Source organism: Pseudoxanthomonas sp. 3HH-4, from assembly GCF_006716465.1.
GTDB lineage: Bacteria > Pseudomonadota > Gammaproteobacteria > Xanthomonadales > Xanthomonadaceae > Pseudoxanthomonas_A.
On the sequence record NZ_VFPB01000002.1, the window covers coordinates 312,778 to 333,185 of the forward strand.

The 20,408-nt window shown below is 66.9% G+C and carries 25 protein-coding genes; 4 read left to right on the forward strand and 21 right to left on the reverse strand.

Features of this window, described 5'->3' with window-relative positions; translation table 11 throughout:
* Positions 1–41 precede the first annotated feature (41 nt).
* From hflC to rlmE, 8 genes are all read right to left on the reverse strand, one after another.
* Positions 42–905 (reverse strand): protease modulator HflC, encoded by an 864-nt coding sequence (gene hflC, locus FB548_RS08805; RefSeq protein WP_142124398.1) that lies wholly within the window; start codon positions 903–905, stop codon positions 42–44.
* Entirely contained in the window at positions 902–2,032 is a 1,131-nt protein-coding gene (gene hflK / locus FB548_RS08810; protein ID WP_142124399.1) for an FtsH protease activity modulator HflK, read from the reverse strand. Before hflK ends, hflC begins: the two co-directional genes overlap by 4 nt.
* Before the next feature lie 234 nt (positions 2,033–2,266).
* The gene (hflX, locus tag FB548_RS08815; RefSeq protein WP_142124400.1) at positions 2,267–3,607 is read right to left on the reverse strand and encodes a ribosome rescue GTPase HflX; all 1,341 of its coding nucleotides are present in this window, start codon (positions 3,605–3,607) and stop codon (positions 2,267–2,269) included.
* Between the two features lie 34 nt (positions 3,608–3,641).
* Complete coding sequence (gene hfq, locus FB548_RS08820) at positions 3,642–3,920, reverse strand: RNA chaperone Hfq (RefSeq protein ID WP_142124401.1); 279 nt, start codon at positions 3,918–3,920, stop codon at positions 3,642–3,644.
* A gap of 173 nt (positions 3,921–4,093) precedes the next feature.
* Positions 4,094–5,044 (reverse strand): tRNA (adenosine(37)-N6)-dimethylallyltransferase MiaA, encoded by a 951-nt coding sequence (miaA, locus tag FB548_RS08825; protein WP_142124402.1) that lies wholly within the window; start codon positions 5,042–5,044, stop codon positions 4,094–4,096.
* Between the two features lie 57 nt (positions 5,045–5,101).
* Positions 5,102–6,001 (reverse strand): dihydropteroate synthase, encoded by a 900-nt coding sequence (gene folP / locus FB548_RS08830; RefSeq protein ID WP_142124403.1) that lies wholly within the window; start codon positions 5,999–6,001, stop codon positions 5,102–5,104.
* Positions 6,002–6,189: 188 nt separating this feature from the next.
* Positions 6,190–8,118, reverse strand: coding sequence for an ATP-dependent zinc metalloprotease FtsH (gene ftsH, locus FB548_RS08835; protein WP_185742045.1), 1,929 nt, complete (start codon positions 8,116–8,118; stop codon positions 6,190–6,192).
* A gap of 49 nt (positions 8,119–8,167) precedes the next feature.
* Positions 8,168–8,800 (reverse strand): 23S rRNA (uridine(2552)-2'-O)-methyltransferase RlmE, encoded by a 633-nt coding sequence (gene rlmE / locus FB548_RS08840; RefSeq protein WP_142124628.1) that lies wholly within the window; start codon positions 8,798–8,800, stop codon positions 8,168–8,170.
* Between the two features lie 101 nt (positions 8,801–8,901).
* Between rlmE and yhbY the strand changes: the two genes are divergently transcribed.
* Genes yhbY through FB548_RS08855 form a run of 3 tightly spaced genes read left to right on the forward strand, consistent with a single transcriptional unit; the run spans position 8,902 to position 10,251 of the window.
* Positions 8,902–9,207 (forward strand): ribosome assembly RNA-binding protein YhbY, encoded by a 306-nt coding sequence (gene yhbY, locus FB548_RS08845; protein WP_142124405.1) that lies wholly within the window; start codon positions 8,902–8,904, stop codon positions 9,205–9,207.
* A gap of 23 nt (positions 9,208–9,230) precedes the next feature.
* Entirely contained in the window at positions 9,231–9,608 is a 378-nt protein-coding gene (locus FB548_RS08850; protein ID WP_142124406.1) for an Mth938-like domain-containing protein, read from the forward strand.
* A gap of 7 nt (positions 9,609–9,615) precedes the next feature.
* Positions 9,616–10,251: a D-Ala-D-Ala carboxypeptidase family metallohydrolase gene (locus tag FB548_RS08855; RefSeq protein ID WP_142124407.1), complete on the forward strand. Its 636-nt coding sequence runs from the start codon at positions 9,616–9,618 to the stop codon at positions 10,249–10,251.
* On the opposite strand, the gene FB548_RS08860 is transcribed toward FB548_RS08855, so the two are convergent.
* The 5 genes from FB548_RS08860 to surE are packed head-to-tail and all read right to left on the reverse strand — an operon-like array spanning position 10,212 to position 14,013.
* Positions 10,212–11,075: an endonuclease/exonuclease/phosphatase family protein gene (locus FB548_RS08860; protein WP_142124408.1), complete on the reverse strand. Its 864-nt coding sequence runs from the start codon at positions 11,073–11,075 to the stop codon at positions 10,212–10,214. The genes FB548_RS08855 and FB548_RS08860 overlap by 40 nt on opposite strands.
* Before the next feature lie 2 nt (positions 11,076–11,077).
* Positions 11,078–11,863, reverse strand: coding sequence for a peptidoglycan DD-metalloendopeptidase family protein (locus tag FB548_RS08865; RefSeq protein ID WP_142124409.1), 786 nt, complete (start codon positions 11,861–11,863; stop codon positions 11,078–11,080).
* A 37-nt stretch (positions 11,864–11,900) separates the two neighbouring features.
* Positions 11,901–12,554, reverse strand: coding sequence for an exopolysaccharide biosynthesis protein (locus FB548_RS08870; protein WP_142124410.1), 654 nt, complete (start codon positions 12,552–12,554; stop codon positions 11,901–11,903).
* A gap of 5 nt (positions 12,555–12,559) precedes the next feature.
* Positions 12,560–13,237 carry a protein-L-isoaspartate(D-aspartate) O-methyltransferase gene (locus FB548_RS08875; protein WP_142124411.1) on the reverse strand — a complete coding sequence of 226 codons (678 nt, stop codon included), beginning with the start codon at positions 13,235–13,237 and terminating at the stop codon, positions 12,560–12,562.
* A complete protein-coding gene (gene surE, locus FB548_RS08880; RefSeq protein ID WP_142124412.1) occupies positions 13,234–14,013 on the reverse strand; it encodes a 5'/3'-nucleotidase SurE in 780 nt (259 codons plus the stop codon). The genes FB548_RS08875 and surE overlap by 4 nt, the downstream gene beginning before the upstream one ends.
* An 89-nt stretch (positions 14,014–14,102) precedes the next feature.
* Between surE and FB548_RS08885 the strand changes: the two genes are divergently transcribed.
* Entirely contained in the window at positions 14,103–14,651 is a 549-nt protein-coding gene (locus FB548_RS08885; protein ID WP_142124413.1) for a Smr/MutS family protein, read from the forward strand.
* A 54-nt stretch (positions 14,652–14,705) separates the two neighbouring features.
* Here FB548_RS08885 and FB548_RS08890 read toward each other — a convergent pair whose 3' ends face one another.
* From FB548_RS08890 to kdsA, 8 genes are all read right to left on the reverse strand, one after another.
* Positions 14,706–14,930, reverse strand: coding sequence for a hypothetical protein (locus tag FB548_RS08890; RefSeq protein ID WP_142124414.1), 225 nt, complete (start codon positions 14,928–14,930; stop codon positions 14,706–14,708).
* Between the two features lie 119 nt (positions 14,931–15,049).
* On the reverse strand, positions 15,050–16,108 hold the full coding sequence (truD, locus tag FB548_RS08895; protein ID WP_142124415.1) for a tRNA pseudouridine(13) synthase TruD: 1,059 nt from the start codon (positions 16,106–16,108) through the stop codon (positions 15,050–15,052).
* Positions 16,105–16,596 carry a 2-C-methyl-D-erythritol 2,4-cyclodiphosphate synthase gene (gene ispF / locus FB548_RS08900; protein ID WP_142124416.1) on the reverse strand — a complete coding sequence of 164 codons (492 nt, stop codon included), beginning with the start codon at positions 16,594–16,596 and terminating at the stop codon, positions 16,105–16,107. Before ispF ends, truD begins: the two co-directional genes overlap by 4 nt.
* 16 nt (positions 16,597–16,612) lie before the next feature.
* A complete protein-coding gene (gene ispD, locus FB548_RS08905) occupies positions 16,613–17,311 on the reverse strand; it encodes a 2-C-methyl-D-erythritol 4-phosphate cytidylyltransferase (RefSeq protein WP_142124417.1) in 699 nt (232 codons plus the stop codon).
* On the reverse strand, positions 17,308–17,658 hold the full coding sequence (gene ftsB, locus FB548_RS08910) for a cell division protein FtsB (RefSeq protein WP_142124418.1): 351 nt from the start codon (positions 17,656–17,658) through the stop codon (positions 17,308–17,310). Before ftsB ends, ispD begins: the two co-directional genes overlap by 4 nt.
* 3 nt (positions 17,659–17,661) lie before the next feature.
* Positions 17,662–18,945: a phosphopyruvate hydratase gene (gene eno, locus FB548_RS08915; RefSeq protein WP_142124419.1), complete on the reverse strand. Its 1,284-nt coding sequence runs from the start codon at positions 18,943–18,945 to the stop codon at positions 17,662–17,664.
* Positions 18,942–19,355, reverse strand: coding sequence for a hypothetical protein (locus FB548_RS08920; RefSeq protein WP_142124420.1), 414 nt, complete (start codon positions 19,353–19,355; stop codon positions 18,942–18,944). Before FB548_RS08920 ends, eno begins: the two co-directional genes overlap by 4 nt.
* A gap of 110 nt (positions 19,356–19,465) precedes the next feature.
* The gene (gene kdsA / locus FB548_RS08925; protein ID WP_142124421.1) at positions 19,466–20,299 is read right to left on the reverse strand and encodes a 3-deoxy-8-phosphooctulonate synthase; all 834 of its coding nucleotides are present in this window, start codon (positions 20,297–20,299) and stop codon (positions 19,466–19,468) included.
* Positions 20,300–20,408 lie beyond the last annotated feature (109 nt).

Here is a 20,408-nt window from a genome sequence, read left to right on the forward strand (position 1 = left end):
GAAACGGCACCGGCCGCCCTGGGGCGGCCGGTGGAGGAGGCTCAGCGGTCGCTGCGCATGTACTGGAGGAAGGGGTCGTCCTTGTCCAGCACGATCACGCCCTGCCCGTCCTTGAACGAGACGCGGTAGGCCTCCAGGCTGCGCTGGAAGGCGTAGAACGCCGGATCGCGGTTGGCGGCCACACCGTACAGGCGGGCGGCTTCGGCATCGCCTTCACCGCGCAGCTTCTGCGCATCGCGCTCGGCTTCAGCCAACAGCACCGCGACGTCACGCTGGGCCTGCGCCTGCACGATCCTCGCCTGTTCGGCACCCTGCGCGCGAAGAGCGCTCGCCACCTGCGTGCGTTCGGCGCGCATGCGGTTGTAGACCTGGTCGATGACTTCGCTGTCGGTGGGCAGGTCGATCTGCTTGAAGCGGATGTCCACCACCTGCATGCCCAGGTTCTTGGCGCCGGCATTGATGCCGGGCAGCTGCTTCTCGATCAGCTCGTTGCGGTTGCCCGACACCAGTTGGGTGAGCGTGCGCGAGTTGATCTCGTTGCGCAGCGATTCCTTGATGATGGGCGCCAGGCGCTCGGTGGCCAGTTCGGCCTGGCCGCCGGTGGCGCGGTAGAAGTCGGCCGCGTTGACGATGAAGCCGATGGCGATGAAGTCGACGCTGACGTCCTTGCGCTCGGAGGTCAGCGAGCGTTCCGGCGGGAACTCGTTGGCGGTGAAGCGGCGATCGAACACGCGCGCGGTTTCCACCAGCGGCAGTTTGAAATGCAGGCCGGGGCCGATCTCGCTGCGCACCACGCGACCCAGGTTGAGCACCAGGCCCACCTGCCCTTCGCGCACAACGTAGACCGAGCCCATCAGGCCCAGCAGGACGGCCACGACGATACCGACGATCAGGGAATTCCTCATGGCTGCGCCTCCTCACGGCCGGCCGGGCGCGGGGAGCGCACCGCATTGCGGGAACTGGACGGAGTGCTTTCCACGGGCGGCATCATTTCGGTGGGAATCACGCCCGCGGGCAGCTGGCCGGCGGACGAACCCGCGGCGTTGCCCATGGGCACGTAGATCAGCTGGCGGCTGTCGCCGCCGACCACCTTGCGGTTGTCGGCCAGCACCTGTTGCACCGTATCCAGCCACAGGCGCTTGCGGGTGACTTCGGGTGCGTTGCGGTACTCGTCCAGCAGCAGGCTGAAGCGGGTCGCGTCACCGGTCGCCTTGGCGATGGCGGCGGTCTTGTAGCCTTCGGCCTGGGTACGGATCTGCTGCGCGTCGCCGCGCGCCTCGGGCACGATCTTGGCCGCGACAGCGCGTGCTTGCGACACCAGGCGCTCGTTCTCCTGCTGCGCGCTGTTGACCTCGTCGAACGCCGGCTTGACGGCCTCCGGCGGGCGGGCGTCCTGCAGGCTCAGTTCGGTGACGACCAGGCCGGTGCGGTAGGCCTCCAGCGAGGCCTGCAGCGCGGTGCCGGCGGTGGCCGACAGCGGGCCGCGGTTGTTGAGCGCGGCGTCCAGGTCGGAACGGCCGATCACTTCACGCACGGCGCTCTGGGCAGTCTGCTCCAGCACGCGGGTGGCGTCGGTGGTGCCGAACAGGAACAGCTTGGGATCGCCCACGCGGTACTGCACGTTGAACGACACGGTGATGATGTTCTCGTCACGGGTCAGCACCGGCAGGCTGTTGCTGAAGGTGCGCACGCCGGTGGCGTTGACCTTGGTGACGCTTTCGATGGGCCAGGGGAACTTGAAGTTCGGGCCCGGCTGCATGGTGCGCACGTACTGGCCGAAGCGCAGCACGACGCCGCGGTCCTGTTCGCCGATCAGCTGGAAGCTGGAGAACAGCACCATGATGCCCACGCCCAGCAGCACCCAGCGCAACGGGTTGCCGCCACCGCCGAAACCACCGAGCAGGCCGCGCAGGCGGTCGAGTACGTCGCCGATGCCACCGCCTCCCTGCGGGTTGCGCGGCTTCCAGCTGCTGTTCCGGTTGCCGTTGTTGCCAGATCCGCCGCCGCCACTGCCAGGGGTGTTCCAGGCCATGCCCACTCCGTATTGAAAGATTCGCGCGGCCGGGGCCGGCGCAGGTTTCGATTCTACTAGATAGGGGCGGCCCGGCCCGGAGGCAAGGCCGGGAGGTCATGCGCGCCCCGGATTCGGGCCTTTGTAGGAGCGACGTGAGTCGCGACCGGGACACGTCCCGGCCATGACGAATGATCCTGCCGATCCGGCCGTGCGGTCGCGACTGACGTCGCTCCTACAGAAAGCAGGCAATCCCTACTGCCACTCCTCCCGCTCCACCTTCGGCAGCAGCGCCTCCAGGGGATGCCCGCCGGCCTGCGAAGCGAGCCGTTGCGCGTCGGCCAGGGCCAGGTCGAGGGTGACGCGCCAGCCGTTCTCTTCGAAATCCTCGGCCAGCACCGCGCCCAGCGCATGCAGGCGCGAGCGCAGGCGCGCGGAGTTCGCCGGCAGGTGCAGTTCGCCGCGCACGCGCTGGAAGCCCAGTCGCTGCGCCAGCGCGCCCTTCAGCAGGTCGATGCCGACGCCGTCGCGCGCGGACAGCCATACCCGCTCGCGGCCCATGCCGGCGCTGGGGGCCTCGCCTTCGTCCACGCCGGGGTCGGGCTGGTCGTGGCGCGGTTCGGCGCCTTCGATGCGGTCGATCTTGTTGAACACCAGCATCTGCGGCAGGTCGCCGGCGCCGATTTCCTGCAGCACCTCGTCGACTTGCGCGATGCGCTCCTCGCGGTGCGGATCGGCGGCGTCGATGACGTGCAGCAGCAGGTCGGCTTCGCGCGCTTCGCTCAGCGTCGAGCGGAACGCCGCGACCAGTTCGTGCGGCAGGTCGCGCACGAAGCCCACCGTATCGGCCAGCACCACCGCACCGCCAGGCAGGTCGATGCGACGCACGGTGGGATCGAGCGTGGCGAACAACTGGTCGGCTGCGTAGGCTTCCGCGCCGGTCAGCACGTTGAACAGGGTGGATTTGCCGGCGTTGGTGTAGCCCACCAGCGCGACGCGCGGCAGTTCGCTGCGCACGCGGGCGCGGCGCATCTGGGTGCGCTGCACTTCCACTTTCTCCAGCCGCTTCTGCAGCTGTTCGACGCGCTTCTGCAGCAGGCGACGGTCGGTTTCCAACTGGGTTTCGCCGGGGCCACGCAGCCCGATGGAACCGCCGCGCTGTCGCTCGAGGTGGGTCCAGCCGCGCACCAGGCGCGTGGCCATGTGGCGCAGCTGCGCCAGTTCCACCTGCAACTTGCCTTCGTGGCTGCGCGCGCGCTGGGCGAAGATGTCCAGGATCAGCCCGGTGCGGTCCAGCACGCGTCGCTCGAGGAATTTTTCGAGGTTGCGTTCCTGGCCGGGAGACAACGGGAAGTTGACCAGGATGAGGTCGGCACCGGTGGCATCGGCGGCCGCCTTCACTTCGTCCAGCTTGCCGCTGCCGATCAGCGTGGACGGATTGGGACGGTCGATGCGCGCGGTGATCAGCGCGGCGATGCTGGCGCCGGCCGAACGGGCCAGGTCGCTGAACTCCTCGGTGACGCCTTCATCCAGACGGCCACTCGCATACGGCTGGATCAGCAGCGCATGCTCGCCCTTGCGGGATCTTTCAAACAATGGGGTCGTGCCTCTTCAATCGAGGCACGCATTATCACGCGGTTTCGTCGTCGCTGCCTTCGGCGTCTTCGTCACCCTGCTGCACGTAGCCGCCGCCCGGTCCGACGCGCACGTTGCGCGCCGGCACCACGGTGGAAATGGCGTGCTTGTAGACCATCTGGCTGACCGTGTTGCGCAGCAGGACCACGAACTGGTCGAAGGATTCGATGGTGCCCTGCAGCTTGATGCCGTTGACCAGGTAGACCGACACCGGGACGCGCTCGCGCCGCAGTGCATTCAGGAAAGGATCCTGCAGGGATTGCCCCTTGGACATGACGTACTCCCGCCTTGCGTTCTTATAGTTAGGTATGTGGTGCCGTGCCGGGCCGACGAACTGCTCCCCTGTCGTCCCGGAGCCCCGATGTTACACAACATCGGCCCGGCGGGGCGTTGCCAAGTCAGGCAACGGGTCCCAATTCCGGACAATGTGACCCAAACGGTCCACGATCACGGCAGGAACAGGGCCAGTGCGTCGTCCAGGCGGGCGCGCTCGGTGGCCGGATCGAACCAGCGCGCGTCGCGTTCTCCGCGCAACCAGGTCAGCTGGCGCTTGGCGAGCTGGCGGGTGGCGGCGATGGCGCGCTCGCGGAAGGTCGTCGCGTCGCCCTGGCCGTCCAGGTATTCCCACGCCTGGCGATAGCCCACGGCACGTACTGCCGGCAGGTCGAGGGGCGCGGCGACGGCCTGCATGGTGGGCAGTGCGCGCAGGCGGCGGACTTCGTCGAGGAAGCCTTGTTCGAGCATCAGGTCGAAGCGGCGCGCGATGCGCTCATGCAATACGGTGCGGTCGGCCGGTGCGAGCACCAGCTTCAGCACGCGGAACGGCAGGCGCATGCCGCTGGCTTCGCGCTGCCACTGGCTGATGGGCTTGCCGGTGAGGCGGTACACCTCCAGCGCTCGCTGGATGCGTTGGGGATCGGTGGCGTGGATGCGCGCGGCGGCGGCGGGATCGACCTGTGCCAGCGCCGCATGCAGGGCCGGCCAGCCCTGCGTCTGCGCTTCTGCGGTGATGTCGGCGCGCAGTGCGGCATCCGCCGCCGGCATGGCGGCCAATCCTTCGAGCAGGGCCTGGAAGTAGAGTCCCGTGCCGCCCGCAAGGATCGGCAATCGTCCGCGCGACGCGACATCGTCCAGCGCGCCACGTGCGTCCTGCGCGAACTCGGCGGCGGAATACGCCTGCCACGGGTCACGCACGTCCAGCAGGTGATGCGTCACGCGCGCCTGCTCTTCCGCCGTGGGTTTGGCCGCGCCGATGTCGAGGCCGCGATAGACCAGCGCCGAATCGACGCTGACGATCTCGCCACCGAAACGTTGCGCCACTTCCAGCGCGAACGCGGTCTTGCCCGACGCGGTCGGGCCCATGATGGCAATGGCGAGGGGACGGGCATCGAGCGGCATGCGGGTATTGTCGCATCCGTCCGCCACGCAGCCCGGCGTGGCGGCTGGACCGGCTACCTACTCGTCGTCGGGCCAGCGGATCGTCGGCGCGGCGGCCGCCTTGCGGGGCGCCGGGATGGCCGCGACCGCATTCCATATCTTCAACGCATCCACCGTGGCGGCCACGTCGTGTACCCGCACGATGGCCGCGCCGCGCTGTGCGGCGATCAGGTGCGCGGCCACCGATCCGGCCACGCGATCAGCCGGCGCATCACGGCCGATGAGCTGTCCGATGCTGCGCTTCCGCGACAGGCCCGCCAGCACCGGCACGCCGAGTTCGACGAACCGCTCCAGCTGCGCCAGCAACTGCAGGTTGTGCGGGGTGTCCTTGCCGAAACCGAAGCCGGGATCGATGACGATGTGCTTCTTCGCGATGCCGGCCATTTCGGCCGCGAAGATGCGCTCGGCGAGGAACCGGTGCACCTCGCCGACGACGTCGTCGTATTGCGGCGCGGCCTGCATCGAACGCGGCTCGCCCTGCATGTGCATGAGGACCACCGGGACGCCGAGCGCCGCGGCGGCGTCGAGCGCGCCGTCGCGACGCAATGCGCAGACGTCATTGATCATGCCCGCGCCGGCCTGCACTGCTGCGCGCATTACCTCAGGCTTGGAGGTGTCGATGCTGATCGGCACGGCGACCTGCGCGGCAAGGCGCTCGATCACCGGTATCACGCGACGCAGTTCCTCCTCCAGCGCCACCTCGTCCGCGCCCGGGCGCGTGGATTCGCCCCCGATGTCCAGCAGGTCCGCGCCCTCTTCCACCAGTTTCAGCGCGTGCGCGACGGCCGCTTCCGTCGTGTCATGCGCGCCGCCATCGGAAAACGAATCCGGGGTGACGTTGACGATGCCCATCACCTGCGGGCGGTCGAGCCGGAGGATGCGACCGGCGCATTCGAGCTGGGGGGCGGTGTCGAACATGCGCTTCTCCGGATGTGCTGCGCGCATTGTAGAGCGCGCCTTGTTGTGGGAGCGACGCCAGTCCCCACCCACCGTGACGGACGCGGCACAAGGAAGCATCGCGATTCGCGTCGCTTCCGTCAGACCGAAACGACGAAGGCCTGGCATGGCCAGGCCTTCGCGTCACGCGACGGGTGGACCAGCGCGCCTCAGGTCTGCGCGGCCGGCCCCCCGATCGGTGGCAGCGGACGCGACTCGGGTTTGTCATCGTCCTTGCCGGCCTTGTTCCAGCCCATCGGCGGCGGCGGCTCGCGGCCTTCCATGATGGCGTCGATCTGCGGCACGTCGATGGTCTCGTATTCCAGCAGCAGCTGCGACATGGCGTGCAGCTTGTCCATGTTCTCCGTCAGGATCGCCTTGGTCCGCCCATAGGCGCGATCGAGGATGGTGCGCACCACTTCATCGATCTTGCGCGCTGTCTCGTTGGACACGTTCTTGTGCTGGGTGACCGAGCGGCCGAGGAAGACTTCATCCTCTTCCTCGCCATAGGCGATCGGGCCCATCTCGTCGCTCAGGCCCCACTTGGTGACCATGTTGCGCGCCATCTTGGTGGCGCGTTCGATGTCGTTGGACGCGCCCGTGGTGACCTTGTCGGCACCGAAGATCAACTCCTCGGCGACGCGGCCGCCATACAGCGAACACAGCTGCGATTCGATGGCCACGCGGTTCAGCGAATACTTGTCGCCTTCCGGCAGGTACATCGTCACGCCCAGCGCGCGACCGCGCGGGATGATGGTGACCTTGTAGACCGGGTCGTGTTCCGGCACCAGGCGGCCGACGATGGCGTGGCCGGCCTCGTGGTAGGCGGTGAGCGTCTTCTCGTCCTCGCTCATCGCCATCGAACGGCGTTCGGCGCCCATCAGGATCTTGTCGCGCGCACGGTCGAAGTGGTCCATGCGGACTTCCTTCGCGTTCTCGCGCGCGGCGAACAGGGCGGCCTCGTTGGCGAGGTTGGCCAGGTCGGCGCCGCTGAAGCCCGGCGTGCCGCGCGCGATGACCATCGGCTCGACATCATCGGCCAGCGGCAGCTTGCGCATGTGCACGCGCAGGATCTGCTCGCGACCCTTCACGTCCGGCAGCCCGACCACGACCTGGCGGTCGAAGCGGCCCGGACGCAGCAGCGCCGGGTCCAGCACGTCGGGACGGTTGGTCGCGGCGATGACGATGACGCCTTCGCCACCCTCGAAACCGTCCATCTCGACCAGCAGCTGGTTCAAGGTCTGCTCGCGCTCGTCATGACCACCGCCCAGGCCGGCGCCGCGATGGCGGCCGACGGCGTCGATTTCGTCGATGAAGATGATGCAGGGGGCGTGCTTCTTGGCCTGCTCGAACATGTCGCGCACGCGGCTGGCGCCGACGCCGACGAACATCTCGACGAAGTCCGAACCGGAGATGCTGAAGAACGGCACCTTGGCTTCGCCGGCGATGGCCTTGGCCAGCAGCGTCTTGCCGGTGCCGGGCTGGCCGACCATCAGCACGCCGCGCGGGATCTTGCCGCCCAGCTTCTGGAACTTGCCCGGGTCGCGCAGGAACTCGACGAGTTCGCCGACTTCCTCCTTTGCCTCGTCGCAACCGGCGACGTCCGCGAAGGTCACCTTCACCTGGTCCTCGCCCTGCAGCTTGGCGCGCGACTTGCCGAAGGACATCGCGCCTTTCGCGCCGCCACCGCCGCCCTGCATCTGGCGCATGATGAAGATCCAGAAGCCGATGATCAGCAGCACAGGCAGGAAGTTCAGCAGGATCGCGACCAGCGAGATGCCGCTCTCGGGCTGCTCGCGGTCGATGGTGACGTTCTTGCTAAGCAGCGTATCGACGAGCTTGTCGTCCTGCGGACCGTAGACCGTACCGCTCGAACTGTCCTTGCGCTTGAAGGCAATGGCGTTGGTGGCGAGGTTGCTCTCGTTGGTGAACTCCACCGAAGCTACGCGGCCGGATTCGACTTCCTGCAGAAACTCGGAATAGGTGATCGGCCCGCCAGTGGTGGTCGCTCCACCCTTGGGCGAGAAGCTCTGGAAGACGACCATCAGCACGACGGCGACGACTACCCACAGCAGCAGATTCTTGGTCAGGTCGTTCATCCTCATCGGCTCCGGCGTTCCTCTTTCGTAATACGCACTTTACGTCACCTTACTTGATCTGGATCCGCTTGCCCTGTCCCAGGGCATAGACCTCGGGGGAGCGCTTGCGGGAAGCATCCGGTTTGCGGATCGCCACCTTGTCATAGCGGCGGCGAAGCTCACGGATGTAGTCGTCGGAACCGGTGCCCTGGAACAGCTTGATCAGGAACGCCCCGCCCGGCTTCAGGTGGCTGTCGGCGAACTCCATGGCCAACTCCGCCAGATGCATCATCCGCGGCTGGTCGACCGCATCCACACCACTCTTATTGGGGGCCATATCCGACAGCACAAGGTCCACGGGAGCGCCGTCCAGCATGGCTTCCAACTGGGATAGGACGCTGTCTTCCCTGAAATCCCCATGAAGGAACTCCACCCCGGCCAGCGGCGGCATGTCGAGGATGTCCATCGCCACCACGCGGCCACTGTCGCCCAGTGCCTGGCGGACGAACTGCGACCAGCCACCCGGCGCGGCGCCCAGGTCGACGACGACCATGCCCGGCTTGAGCAGGCGGTCGCGCTCCAACAGTTCTTCCAGCTTGTAGGCAGCCCGCGACCTCAGGCCCTCGGCCTGGGCCTTCTTCACGTAGGGATCGGAGAAGTGTTCCTTCAGCCAGCGCTGGCTGCTCTTGCTGCGGGTGGCCATGTCGGCGAGGTCTCCGGGCACGCTGCGACGGGAGCCGCCGGAGCCGTTCGTGGGGGTGGCCATGATACCCTGATCACCCTTTTGAACCCGTACCGTGCCGCATGCCTGTCGCCCTGACCGCTGCCCAGACCCGTTTCCTGCGCGGCCAGGCCCACGAGCTGAAGGCGCTGCTGCAGATCGGCAACAAGGGTGTCACGCCGGCCTTCATCGCCGAGCTGGATGCCGTGCTTGAGCAGCACGAACTGGTAAAGGTGAAGGTCGCCGGTGAGGACCGCGACGCCCGCGACGCGATGATCGACGACCTGGCCGACAAGGCCGACGCCGCCCTGGTGCAGCGCATCGGCCACACGGCCGTGCTGTATCGGCCCAGCAAGGAACGCCGGCACATCGTGCTGCCGCGCGGCTGATCCCGGCGCGCAGGCCGCCCGCCATGCAACTGAACCACGAACTGCCCGACTACGCCTTCACCCTCCGGTCCGCCGACGGCCAGTCGGCCCGGGTGAACGACCGTACGCTGTCGGCCAGCTTCATCCTCTCACCGCAGCAACTCGTCGAAGACTGGCCGGTACGCGACAGCGCTTCGCTTGCACCGGACGATCTGGCGCCGCTGCTGGCGCTGAAGCCGGAAGTGATCCTGCTGGGCACCGGCGAGCGGCAGGTATTTCCGCCAGCCGCGGTGATGGCCGCCTGCCTGCGCCAGGGGATCGGTCTTGAGGTCATGACGAACGCCGCAGCCGCCCGCACGTTCATCGTGCTGGCCAGCGAGTCGCGCAAGGTCGTGGCCGGGTTCCTGCTGGCGCCACGCTGACCGCGTCATGGCGATGCGGCACCTGCTCCTGCTGCCCGCCATCCTGTTCGCCACCGCATGCACCCGCACCCCACCGGATGCCGCGCAGCGCTACGACGATTGGCGGCAGGGCGCCAGCGCACAGAGTCTGATCGCTTACGAACGCATGCTGACCGACGCCGGTGTCGGTGATGTGGTGCCGATGCATGCGCTGCTGCGCTCCAGCCGCCGCTGGCGGACCTGCCAGGCGCCGGAGTTCCTTCTGCCCCCTTCCGACCGCGCCGCCGCCATCGTGCCGACCCTGCGTGTGGTCGCGCAATTGCAGGCCTTGGGTATCGTCGAAGCCGGCAACGTGCGCTCCGGTTACCGTTCCGCCGCACTGAACCGCTGTTCGGGAGGGAGCACGCGCAGCCGCCACCTCCTCAACAATGCGCTGGACTTCGATCTCGCCGACGGCAGCCAAGCTAGCGCCCTGTGCGAGTTCTGGCGCACGCGGGGTCCGTCGCTGGCGATGGGGCTGGGCTTCTACACGCCGACCAGGATCCACATCGATACGTCCGGGCACCGCACCTGGGGCAACGACCACCAGCGCGGAACCTCGCTGTGCGCCACCGGCGCGGCGGGTCAGTCGACCGCGCGGGCCAACCGCACCCGGACACCGTAGTGGTCGGACGGCCAGGCGCCCTTCGCGTCGGACTGGTCAAGGATGATGTCCGCGTCGACGACGCGGAACGCCTTGCGCTGGGCGAAGACATGATCGATGCGGATCGGTGGATGACCCAGGTGCGTGTTGAGCGTGGTGTGCACCGGCGTGTTGGTGTCCACGCCCGCGTGCGCCTCCGAGTAGGCCTCAAGGAAGCGCGCACGCAGTGGCGCCAGTTCCGGCGTGTCCGAACGCGTATTGAAGTCGCCGCCGATGATCGAGGGTGCGTCACCGGCCGTCTCGTCGATCAGCGCGAGCACGCCCGCGATCTGTTCGGCACGTATCGCCCCGCCCTCCGGCTTGTAGTGCAGATGGGTCACGTAGACGTTCAACGGCATCCCATGCGCCGTGGTCCGCACCCAGCCCGCATTCCGGTAATCGTCGCGTGGCGCAAGCTTCACTTCACGCGACTGTTCAATCGCGCCTTTGACCAGGATGGCGTTGCCATACCGTCGCGCTTGTTGCGGCGCATCGGCGGAGAAGAACCGGTACCGGTAGCCGAGGCGTGAGGCCAGCACCTGCGCCTGGTTGGGCAGCGCGGCATCCTGCAGCACTTCCTGCAACACGATCACATCAGGCGCCAGGGCCTTCAACTCGGCAATGATCATGTCCTGGCGATGAGGCCAGTCCTGCTTGTCATGCCACAGATTGAGGGTAACCACATCGACGGTCGACGGAGCCTGCGTGCTGCGTGGACGCTGGCACGCGGTCAGGGCCAGTACCAGGATCGCCATCACGGCCCCCAGGGCCGGCTTCCGCCATGTCGGCAGGATGATCGCAAACATGCTCAGCGTGCCGGCAGATACTGCAGCGGATCGACAGGTTTTCCGTTGTGGCGGATCTCGAAGTGAAGCATTTCGCGCGAGGCACCGCTGCTGCCCATTTCCGCGATCTGCTGGCCGGCCTTGATGTTCTGGCCTTCATTCACCAGCCGCTTGCGGTTGTGGCCGTATGCGGACAGCCAGGCTTCGCTGTGCTTGATGATGATCAGTTCGCCATAGCCCACCAGGCCGGCGCCGGAGTACACCACCACACCGTCCGCCGCCGCGCGCACCGCCTGGCCGCTGCTACCTGCGATGTCGATGCCCTGCTTGGTGGCGTCACCGGCAACGAAACGTCCGATCAGATGTCCTTCCGCCGGCCAGCGCCACGAGAATCCGGCGTTCACCGGTGCTGGCGTCGCAACAGGGCGCGTGACCGGTGCGGGCGGTGTCGGGCGCGTGGTCGCGCCGGTGACGGGCTTGGGGGGCTTTGTCGTCGCGGTGGGCCGGCTGCCGACGCTGCCCGGATACAGCTTCAGCGATTGCCCGGGGTAGATCGTGTAGGGCGGCGCGATGCCGTTCCAACGCGCGAGGTCGTTGACGTCGACCCCATTGCGGAACGCGATGCCGAACAGGGTATCGCCGCGCTGCACGCGCACCGTCGCGCCGGGCTTGGCCTGAGAAGGTTTGCGGGTCGATGACGAGGACGGCTCGCGAACCACCGTGGTCGAGCAGGCGCCCAGCATCGCCACGGCAAAGCCGATCAGGAGGGCGCGCGTCATTCGATTGCCGGAGCGGAGCGTCGTGGTCATGCGTGGAGTCGTTTCCTCAAGGCGTGGCTTGGCGGCCTCAGCCGGTCAATCGCTGGAACAGTTCGCGCACCGCGACGCCGCCGCCGCCGATCAGTACGCTGAAGTAGGCGATCGTGCCGATGTTGGCCAGATGGCCCAGCAGGATCGCACCCCCGTCGCGCTGGATGAAACCGATGGCGTACAGCAACAGCGCCAAGGCTGGCAGGGTATTGCTGAATGGCACGAATCCGAACGGCGCCATCAACAGCAGTGCCGCCAGGATGAAAGCAAGATTGTTGAGCGTCCCCTGCCCCGCACCGTCGACGAAGAAGCGCAGGCGGCGCGGCCGGCTGATCTTCTCCATCCTGCGGACCCATACGAGTCCGCCAATCAGGCCAGGACGCAGGCGATCGGCCGGCAATGCCTTGTCCTTCACGCGCGCCGGCAGCCATAGCGGTCGGTTGATCAACCGGCTTACCCCGACCAGCAGGATGGCCGCGCCAAACACGGTGCTGACGCCGGGGATCGACACCGGGATCAGGAACACGAGCGTCAGCAGGATGGTCAGCAGAAGCAGGCCTTCGTCGCTGAAGACATCCAGCAGTTCCCCCAGGCTCAAGGTGTCCGGAGGAAGGCGCTCGATGATGTCCGCCAGTTGCTCACCCAGCGAAGCCTGATCGAGCGCATCCCCATCATGTTGCGGATCCGTCACGCCGCTCAATCCAGGGTTCCCGACAGCAACGGTACGAATACCACCGGGGCCAGCGTGGTTTCCTCCACGCTGCCATCCGGGCGCTTCAGCAGGCGTACCAGGGATTGCGAACCACTGCCGCCGACCGGTGCGACAAGCTGCCCGCCCACCGCGAGTTGTTCCACCAGCACGGGCACCAGCGCGGGTGCGGCGGCGGTCACGATGATCGCATCGTACGGACCGTGCTCGGCCCAACCGATGCGGCCATCGTCGTGCTTGCTGCGCACGTTCATTCCCAATTGGCGCAGGCGCTTGCGCGCTTGCCGCAACAGATCGCCGATGCGCTCGACGGTATGCACTTCGAGCCCGAGCATGGCGAGCACTGCCGCCTGGTAACCCGAACCCGTGCCGATCTCCAGCACCTTCTTCGGCGAGGTCTCCAGCAGCACTTCGGTCATCCTCGCCACCACCCAGGGCTGGGAAATGGTCTGGCTGTGGCCGATCGGCAGCGCCGTGTCCTCATAGGCACGCGTTGCCAGCGCCTCATCGACGAACAAGTGGCGCGGCAGGGTGCGGATGGCGTTGAGCACGCGCTCATCGGCGATGCCGGACTCACGCAGGCGTTCGACCAGGCGATCGCGCACGCGCTGCGAGGTCATCCCCATGCCGACGGCCTCGGGCTGCAGACGCAACCGTGGCGTCATGGGGAGTCCTCGAGGGCGGCGGTCAACCCACCCACCCACCCGGCGACCTTTTCCAGCGCCTGGTAGCGCGTCAGATCGACATGGATCGGCGTGATGGAAATATGGCCGGTGCGCACGGCATGGAAATCGGTACCAGCTCCCGCGTCCTGCTCACGGCCCGCGGGACCGATCCAGTACACCGTATGGCCGCGCGGGTCAGGCTGCGGCACGCAGGGTTCGGATCGGTGGCGGTTGCCGAGACGGGTGACCTCGAAGCCCCGCAGGTCGGACCATGCCAGGTCGGGGACGTTGACGTTGAGGATGGTGTCAGCTGGCAACGGATCGGACTTGAGCCGGGCCACGATCTCCACCGCAGCGCGCGCGGCGGTTTCATAGTGCTTCGCATCGTGGTTCCGGGTTACCAGCGACATCGCCACCGCCGGCAAGCCTAGGAAGCGGCCTTCCATCGCCGCCGACACCGTGCCGGAGTAGATGACGTCGTCGCCCAGGTTGGCCGTGTTGTTGATGCCCGACACCACGATGTCGGGCTCGAATTCCAGCATCCCGGTCAATGCGAGGTGCACGCAGTCGGTCGGCGTGCCCGCCACGCTGCAGGTGTAGTGATCGATGCGCTTGAGCCGGATCGGCAGGTCCAGCGTCAAGGAATTGCTGGCACCCGAGCGGTCGCGGTCGGGAGCGACCACGTACACTTCGTGGCCCGCGCTGCGCAGGCCTTCTGCCAGGATTCGGATGCCGGGGGCGTCGACGCCGTCGTCGTTGCTGACCAGTACGCGCATGGGTTTCCTCAAGGACGGCCCCATGATACCGGAAGCGCGCCGTTGCTTCCCGCGCTTGCGTCACGCGGCGATGCCGCTACGCTGATGGCATGTCCCACTCCACGCCTCCCGACGACGACGATGCCTCGCTGTTCCGCGACGCGATCGGCGAGGTGCGACGGCTGCAGGAAGCCCCTCCACCGCCACGCAAGCCGCCACCGCGGCCTTCGGCGCGCATGGCCGAGCGCGACGAGCACGAAGCGCTTGGGGAGTTCCAGCGCGGCATGGAAGCCCTTGATGCAAGGTCCGCCGGCGATGTGCTGAGCTATCGCCGTGAAGTGCTTTCAGCGCGCGCCTTCCAGCGACTCAAGCGTGGGCAGTTCTCGGTGCAGGACGAACTGGACCTGCACGGAGCCACCGCACTGCAGGCCGAGGGACTGCTGCGCCGGTTCTTCGCGGAGGCCCATGCGCATGATCACGGCTGCGTGCGCGTGATCCATGGCAAGGGCCAGCGCTCCGATGGCGATGCACCGGTATTGAAGAATCTCGTGGACCGGATATTGCGCCAGCGCGCGGACGTGCTGGCGTTCCATTCGGCGCCGCCTGCGCAGGGCGGCACGGGAGCGGTGCTTGTATTGCTGGCACGAAACCGTCGTTGATCCCCCCTTGCCGATGTACTGACGGCATGAGGGTGATCACGCAGGAAGTGCAAATCACTGCTTGTCGGTGGTGCCGTCCTCGATCCGCGGTGGATTCACCCATGTCAGGTGGATGCCACGACGCTTGGCGATCCGCTCGACATAGGCGATGTACTGCTGCTCAGCGGTCAACTGACGCTGGACGGGCGGCGATGAACTGGCGGTTCCACGCGTACTGGCGCATGCGGCCAGCAAGGTGCAGACAGACAACACAACTGCAAGGCGAAGCATGGTGTTCATGGCGACCCTCCGGCGTGTGGAAAGAACCTGTGGAGCGCCCTCCAGCCGTCAGCTGCGAAAACGGCGCTGGGGACGCCTGTCTCCGCTTATACGCCTGCTGGACGGCGCTTCCAGTGCCTTCAGTCGCGTTCCGACGGACGGTCCTGTGGTAGCGACACATCCCGTGTCGCGCCCAGTTCATGGAGCACTGCGGTGGCATAGCTCCCGGGCGGCAGCGCGAATCCCAGCCGCAGTACATCCGTCGACAGCCATTGCCAGGCCAGCCCGTCGGGGCGCAATCGCAACGCGCGCCGTTCCTGCTTCAGCCCCTCGCGCTCCAGCCCTGCCCGCATTGCGGTCGCATCATCGCCCTGCAGCGCAGTCTCTTCGCAAAAGCGCGCGGCAGACTGCACGCGCGGCTCTCCCTGCCCCCACAACGGACCGGAGGGATGGATGTCGAAGTCCGCGAGTCGCTCCGCCAGCGCCTCGCTCCAGGGTTCCGGCCCGAACACGCTGCGGCTGCCCGCCAGCGTCCAGACCTCGCCCTCCAGCCCCCGATTCCAGCTGCCATCGGCGATCCGGGCCGCCAGCACCCGGTTGAACAGGGCCGAGCGGGCCGCCGACAACAGTATCGAGCGCTGTTCGCGACGCACCCGCCGCCCTGCGAACATGGCCAATGCCGCCGCGACATTGCCGCCGTCGCGGCCGAACCGCTGTTCGCCGAACCAGTTCGGGATGCCGTGTGCGGCGATGTCGCTCAATCGCGCCTCGATGGCATCGGCATCGCCAACAACATCACGCAGCACCAGCTCGAAGCGATTGCCCGCCAAGGCTCCGCGCGGGAGCTTGCGTGAATGCCAGGTCGACTCGATCACCGCCAGGTCGTCGGACGCAAGGGCCGCCAGATCAGGGGCCGTCTTGCGCGGCAGATGCACGCTGAAACGTTGCCGCGTTACCGCGTGCCGGTCCTTCAGGCCCGCATACCCCACGCCCATCTCCGCGATGCCCGCCCACGCGGCGATGCGCTTCGCCGCGAACTGGGTATTCATGCCGCGCTTCTCGACGGTCAGCAGCAGGTGCTCGCCCTCGCCGGACGGCGCGAAGCCCGGCAATTCCTCCACGAAGAAGTCTTCCGGCGCGTTGCGCATGGTAGCGGACAGCACGGATGCACCGAATGCACGGGGCAGCTCTTCACTCACGCCTTCACCAGCAGCACGACCGCCTGCGCCGCGATGCCCTCGCCGCGTCCGGTGAACCCCAGCTTCTCGGTGGTGGTGGCCTTGATGCTGACGGCATCGATATCGATGCCCAGGTCTTCCGCCACGCATGCGCGCATCGCACCGCCATGCGGGCCGACCTTCGGCCGCTCGCAGATTACGGTGACGTCAGCGTTACCGACGCGCCAGCCCAGCTCAGCGATCAGGGCGTTGCAATGACGCACGAATGCGCGGCTGTCCTCGCCTTTCCAGCGGTCGTCCGACGGCGGAAAGTGCTTGCCGATATCGCCCAGCGCGAGTGCGCCCAGCATGGCGTCGCACAGCGCATGCAGCACCACGTCACCATCGCTGTGCGCGATCACGCCGCGTTCGTGGGGCACGCGCACGCCCCCGAGCATGACATGGTCGCCGTCACCGAAGGCGTGCACATCGAAGCCCTGGCCGATGCGGATGTTCAAGGAGTTCTGCATGTGGATCCCATCTTCCTCAGCGGCCACGTTGCGCCAGCTCGAACGCGAACCGCGCCAGGTCTGCCGGCGTGGTGATCTTGAAGTTGCTTTCCGAGCCTTCCACCAACAGCGGCCGCAGGCCCAGGCGCTCCATCGCCATCGCCTCGTCGGTGACTTCCACACCGTCGGCCGTGGCGGCCTCCAGTGCGCGGGTCAGCTGCAGGCGGCGGAACAACTGCGGGGTGAAGGCACGCCACAGGCGCTCGCGCGGCTCGGTGGCATCGATGCCGCCATCGTCGCCCGCACGCTTCAACGTGTCACGCACGGGGGCGGCGAGGATGGCGCCGACCGGATCGTTGCGGCCGCGTTCCAGCAGCTGCGAAAGGTCTGCGAGCGACAGGTTCGGACGCGCTGCGTCGTGCACCAGCACGAAGTCATCCGCGCGCACATCGCCCGGCAGCGACTGCAGGCCGGCCAGCACGGACGCCGCACGGCTCGCACCACCGACGCAGGCGCGCACCGACTTGCCCGCGAACTCGGTCCAGCGCGGCCAGTCCTGGTCGTTCTCGGAGACCGGCACCACCGCACCCTCCACCGCGTCATGCGCGAACAGGGCCGCCAGCGTGTGCGCAATCAGGGGGGCGCCATCGACAACGAGATATTGCTTGGGAAGCTCGCCGCCGAAGCGCGTACCGCGCCCGGCGGCAGGCACGACGGCCCAGATACGGGCCATCAGGGAACGGGCTCCTCGACATCACCGTCGCTTCCCGCCTCGTCGCTGGTCGCGACCGGTGTCGGCGCAGCCGGTTCGACCACGCGATAGAACTTCTCGCCCGGCTTGATCATGCCCAGCTCGCTGCGTGCCCGCTCCTCCACCGCCGACTCACCGGACTTGAGGTCCTCGACTTCGGCGGCGAGCGCGTCGTTGCGCTCCTGCAGGCCGGCATTCTCGCGTTTCTGCGATTCGACCTGCTGTTCAAGCGCGACGACCTGGCCGGAACTGCCCACCCCGAACCAGAACTTGTACTGCAGCCATCCCAGCAGCAGTACAAGCACCAGCAGCAGCCAGGGCGCCTTGCGCATGGATTACTTCTTCAGCGACACGAAGGCGTTGCGGCCGGCGTAGCGCGCCTTGCTGCCCAGCGCTTCTTCGATGCGCAGCAGCTGGTTGTACTTGGCCACGCGGTCGCTGCGGCACAGCGAACCGGTCTTGATCTGGGTCGCCGTGGTGGCCACCGCGATGTCGGCGATGGTGGTGTCCTCGGTTTCGCCGGAGCGATGCGACACGACCGCCGCGTAGTTGGCGTGGTGCGCCATCGAGATCGCTTCCAGCGTTTCGGTCAGCGTGCCGATCTGGTTGACCTTGATCAGGATCGCGTTGGCGGTGCCGGACTCGATGCCTTCCTTGAAGATCTTCGGATTGGTGACGAACAGGTCGTCGCCCACCAGCTGCACCTTCTTGCCGATGCGGTCGGTCAGCAGCTTCCAGCCCGCCCAGTCGTCCTCGGCCAGGCCGTCCTCGATGGTGATGATGGGGTACTGCGCGGCCCAGTCGGCCAGGAAGTCGACGAACTGCTCGCTGGTCAGGCGCTTGTTCTCGCCGACCAGATGGTACTTGCCATTGTCGAAGAATTCGCTGGAAGCCACGTCCAGACCCAGCAGCACATCCTCGCCGGCGGTGTAGCCAGCCTTGCCGATGGCTTCCAGGATCGTATCCAGTGCCTCGACGTTGCTGCGGAAGTCCGGTGCGAAGCCGCCCTCGTCACCGACCGCCGTACTCAGGCCATGGCCCTTCAGGACCGACTTCAGTGAATGGAAGATCTCGGTGCCGGCGCGCAGCGACTCGGCGAACGAGTCGAAACCGACCGGCAGCACCATGAACTCCTGGAAGTCCACGTTGTTGTCCGCGTGCGCGCCGCCGTTGATGATGTTCATCATCGGCACCGGCAGAGTGACGTCGCCATTGGCCAGGTGCTGCCACAGCGGGACCTTCTTGGACGCGGCCACTGCATGGGCGTTGGCCATCGACACGCCGAGCAACGCATTCGCACCCAGGCGGCCCTTGTTCTCGGTACCGTCCAGATCGATCAGGCGACGGTCCAGGCCTTCCTGGTCGGTGGCATCGAAACCATGCAGCGCGTTGGCGATGGGGCCGTTGACGTTCTCCACGGCCTTTCGCACGCCCTTGCCCAGGTAGCGGGTCTTGTCGCCGTCACGCAGTTCCACGGCTTCCTTGGTACCGGTCGAGGCGCCGGACGGCACCATGGCGCGACCGAAGGAACCGTCTTCCAGCGTGACCTCGGCTTCGAGGGTGGGATTGCCGCGGGAATCGAGGATTTCGCGGGCGTGGATCTTGGCGATGTTGGTCATGGTGGGGTCGGATTGGAGGAAAGGGAGTGTTCCACTTCGGCCAGTGCCGCAAGGCTTCGCGGACTCCGGTCGATCATAAACGTGCCGTAGCGAGGCTCGATCTTGTCGCCTGACTCGACCGCCGCCTGGGCAAAGATAAGGTAATCGCGTCCTTCCATCAGCACGACATCGCAGTTGGTGACGCCACTGCCGATGGGCACGCCTTTCGGAATCGTCCCCTTCAGGTTGCGCACGACGGTGACGTCGACAGCCTGAGTCGGCAAGCGGATCGGTACGTTCAATGGCGGATCACTGAAGATGCGCTCGGTGAATGCGGCCTGCTCGGCCGTCAGCGGATGGATACGATCAACGTGGACGATGGCGACCATGTCTGAGGTCTGCACCAGTTCGGTAATCGGCGGAGCAAGCATGGGTGGAATCGTCCTGCAGGCCTCCGCGCGGAGCGGGAACCATGCCGAGACAAGCAGCAGGCCGACGGATGCCGCCTGCGCTGCCCAGGACGGACCGCCGGCCGGTCTCATCAGACCGAACTCTCCAGAAAACCGTTCTTCTTGGTGATCGAATCCAGCGCCAGCAGCGTTTCCAGCAGCGCTTCCATCTTGTCCAGCGGCCAGGCATTCGGCCCATCGGACAGGGCCTGGGCTGGGTCCGGGTGGGTTTCGGCGAACAGGCCCGCCACGCCCACGGCAACCGCCGCACGCGCCAGCACCGGTACGAATTCGCGCTGACCGCCCGAACTGGTGCCCTGCCCACCCGGCAACTGCACCGAATGCGTCGCATCGAACACCACCGGGCACCCGGTATCGCGCATCACGCTCAGCGAGCGCATGTCGCTGACAAGGTTGTTGTAGCCGAAGGACGCGCCGCGCTCACAGACCATGATGTCCTGGTTGCCGGTGGACTTGGCCTTCTCGACGACCGGCTTCATGTCCCACGGCGAGAGGAACTGGCCCTTCTTGATGTTGACCGGCCTGCCGGCCGAGCAGACCTTCCTGATGAAGTCCGTCTGGCGCACGAGGAAGGCCGGGGTCTGCAGCACGTCGACGACGGCCGCGACTTCGTCCATCGGCGTGTACTCGTGCACATCGGTCAGTACCGGCACACCCACCTGCTTCTTCACCGCGTCCAGCACCTTCAGCCCTTCTTCCATGCCCGGGCCGCGGAAGCTGGTACCGGACGTGCGATTGGCCTTGTCGAAGCTGGACTTGAAGATGAAGTTCATCCCCAGCTTCCCGGTGATTTCCTTCAGGCGGCCGGCGACGTCGATCTGCAACTGCATCGACTCGATCACGCACGGGCCGGCGATCAGGAACAGAGGCTGGTCAAGGCCGACTTCAAAACCGCAGAGTTTCATGCATTCACCTTTGGTCAGAGCCCCTCTCCCCCCGGGAGAGGGGTTGGGGTGAGGGTACGGCGGAATCAGCAAGGCTGGAACATCCCGGACTTCGCCGTACCCTCATCCG